Raw genomic sequence first — 3099 nt, forward strand, 5'->3', positions numbered from 1 at the left:
TGGTTGCGGGGGCAGGATTTGAACCTGCGGCCTTCAGGTTATGAGCCTGACGAGCTACCGGGCTGCTCCACCCCGCGGTTGATGATGTGTTGAAATTTGTGGGTAATGATTTATTTGGGTGGATTGGAAGACCTGGCGGCGACCGACTTTCCCGTGGCTTAAGCCACAGTATCATAGGCGCTGGGGGTTTTCACGGCCGAGTTCGGGATGGGATCGGGTGGATCTCTCCCCGCCATGGCCACCAGGTCATCCAGTCCACCCTGTAAGGGGTGTGTGGAGGACGGTTGGTTGATGAAGAAGTAGGCGTTGATATGGATGATTTCTGTGCACGGGCTGTCCTTTTAAGGGGACAGTAAGAGAGTGAGCCTATTGGGTGATTAGGACCAGTTAGCTGCACGCGTTACCGCGCTTTCACACCTGGCCTATTAACGTGGTGGTCTACCACGACCCTCAGGGAGACCTAGTTTTGAGGTGGGTTTCCCGCTTAGATGCTTTCAGCGGTTATCCCTTCCATACTTAGCTACCCGGCGGTGCCGCTGGCGCGACAACCGGTGCACCAGAGGTATGTTCATCCCGGTCCTCTCGTACTAGGGACAAATCCTCTCAAGTCTCCAACATCCACGGCAGATAGGGACCGAACTGTCTCACGACGTTCTAAACCCAGCTCACGTACCACTTTAATCGGCGAACAGCCGAACCCTTGGGACCTGCTCCAGCCCCAGGATGTGATGAGCCGACATCGAGGTGCCAAACCTCCCCGTCGATGTGGACTCTTGGGGGAGATCAGCCTGTTATCCCTAGAGTACCTTTTATCCGTTGAGCGATGGCCCTTCCACGCGGGACCACCGGATCACTATGGCCGACTTTCGTCTCTGCTCGAGCTGTCACTCTCGCAGTCAGGCGGGCTTATGCCATTGCACTCAACAGCCGGTTTCCGACCGGCCTGAGCCCACCATCGCGCGCCTCCGTTACACTTTGGGAGGCGACCGCCCCAGTCAAACTGCCCACCATACAGGGTCCCGGATCAGGCTAACTGACCACGGTTAGACATCAGAAAAATTCAGGGTGGTATTTCAAGGATGGCTCCACAGGAACTGGCGCCCCTGCTTCAAAGCCTCCCACCTATCCTACACAGAATGTCTCTGATGCCACTGTAAAGCTGCAGTAAAGGTTCATAGGGTCTTTCCGTCTGACCGCGGATACCCCGCATCTTCACGGGGAATTCAATTTCGCTGAGCCGATGCTGGAGACAGCGGGGAAGTCGTTACGCCATTCGTGCAGGTCGGAACTTACCCGACAAGGAATTTCGCTACCTTAGGACCGTTATAGTTACGGCCGCCGTTTACCGGGGCTTCAATTCAGCGCTCTCACACCTCCTCTTAACCTTCCGGCACCGGGCAGGCGTCAGACCCTATACGTCGTCTTTCGACTTCGCAGAGTCCTGTGTTTTTAATAAACAGTCGCTACCCCCTGGTCTGTGCCACCCGCCAATGGTTGCCCACCAACGGGTCTCGCTTATCCCGAAGTTACACGAGCAATTTGCCTAGTTCCTTCAGCATCGTTCTCTCAAGCGCCTTGGTATTCTCTACCAGTCCACCTGTGTCGGTTTCGGGTACGGTCTATATGCCAGAGCTATTTCCTGGAATGCTCCAAAAGCCAGATCAATCCGTTAAGACCTGACAACATATCGCATTCGTCACTTCTGGCAGGTACAGGAATGTTCACCTGTTTCCCATCGACTACGGCTCTCGCCCTCGCCTTAGGGGCCGACTAACCCTGCGTGGATTAACCTTGCGCAGGAACCCTTGGACTTTCGGCGACAGTGTTTCTCGCACTGTTTGTCGCTACTCATGTCAGCATTCGCACTTCCGATATCTCCAGAGAGGGTCACCCCGTCTCCTTCACAGACTTACGGAACGCTCCGCTACCGCGCATATCATAGATATGCACCCACAGCTTCGGCACGTGGCTTGAGCCCCGTTACATTTTCGGCGCAGGGTTTCTATTAGACCAGTGAGCTATTACGCTTTCTTTAAAGGATGGCTGCTTCTAAGCCAACCTCCTGGTTGTTATGGAATCCCCACATCCTTTCCCACTTAGCCACGATTTGGGGGCCTTAGCTGGTGGTCTGGGCTGTTTCCCTCTCGACAATGGACCTTAGCACCCACTGTCTGTCTGCCAGGCTATACTTCCGGGTATTCGGAGTTTGGTTGGGTTTGGTAAGGCTTTGGGCCCCCCTAGCCCATCCAGTGCTCTACCCCCCGGGGTAACCACCTGACGGTCTACCTCAATAGATTTCGCGGAGAACCAGCTATCTCCGAGTTTGATTGGCCTTTCACCCCTAGCCACAGCTCATCCCCGACTTTTTCAACAGGCGTGGGTTCGGCCCTCCAGTGCGTGTTACCGCACCTTCAGCCTGGCCATGGCTAGATCACTCGGTTTCGGGTCTTCTGCCAGCAACTATGCGCCCTATTCAGACTCGCTTTCGCTACGCCTACACCTATCGGCTTAAGCTCGCTGCAAACAGAAACTCGCTGACCCATTATACAAAAGGTACGCCGTCACCCCATAAGAGGCTCCGACTGCTTGTAGGCATCCGGTTTCAGGTCTCTTTCACTCCCCTCGTCGGGGTGCTTTTCACCTTTCCCTCACGGTACTTGTTCGCTATCGGTCACTAGGGAGTATTTAGGCTTGGAGGGTGGTCCCCCCATGTTCAGACAGGGTTTCACGTGCCCCGCCCTACTCAAGCATTCTCAAAGACACTACGCATACGGGACTGTCACCCACTATGGCCGGCCTTTCCAGACCGTTCTGCTTCTTCTTCAAAAATGACTGGCCTGTTCCGCGTTCGCTCGCCACTACTAGCAGAATCTCAATTGATGTCTTTTCCTCCAGGTACTGAGATGTTTCAGTTCCCCGGGTTCGCCTCGTAACCCTATGTATTCAGATCACGATACCCATCGCTGGGTGGGTTGCCCCATTCGGAAATCTGCGGATCAATGCCTGCTCGCGGCTCCCCACAGCTTATCGCAGCGTGCTACGTCCTTCGTCGCCTCCTAGTGCCAAGGCATCCACCGAATGCCCTTCTCATACTCACTC

At 55.0% G+C, this 3099-nt stretch carries 1 tRNA gene and 2 rRNA genes; all 3 read right to left on the reverse strand.

Annotated features, from left to right (window positions below):
• Positions 1–77 (reverse strand) — tRNA-Met (locus tag CSR02_RS07545).
• A 53-nt stretch (positions 78–130) separates the two neighbouring features.
• Positions 131–246, reverse strand: a 5S ribosomal RNA gene (gene rrf / locus CSR02_RS07550).
• Between the two features lie 110 nt (positions 247–356).
• Positions 357–3099, reverse strand: a 23S ribosomal RNA gene (locus tag CSR02_RS07555).

The sequence above is a fragment of the Acetobacter pomorum genome, from assembly GCF_002738225.1.
In the GTDB taxonomy this organism is placed as follows: Bacteria; Pseudomonadota; Alphaproteobacteria; order Acetobacterales; family Acetobacteraceae; genus Acetobacter; species Acetobacter pomorum.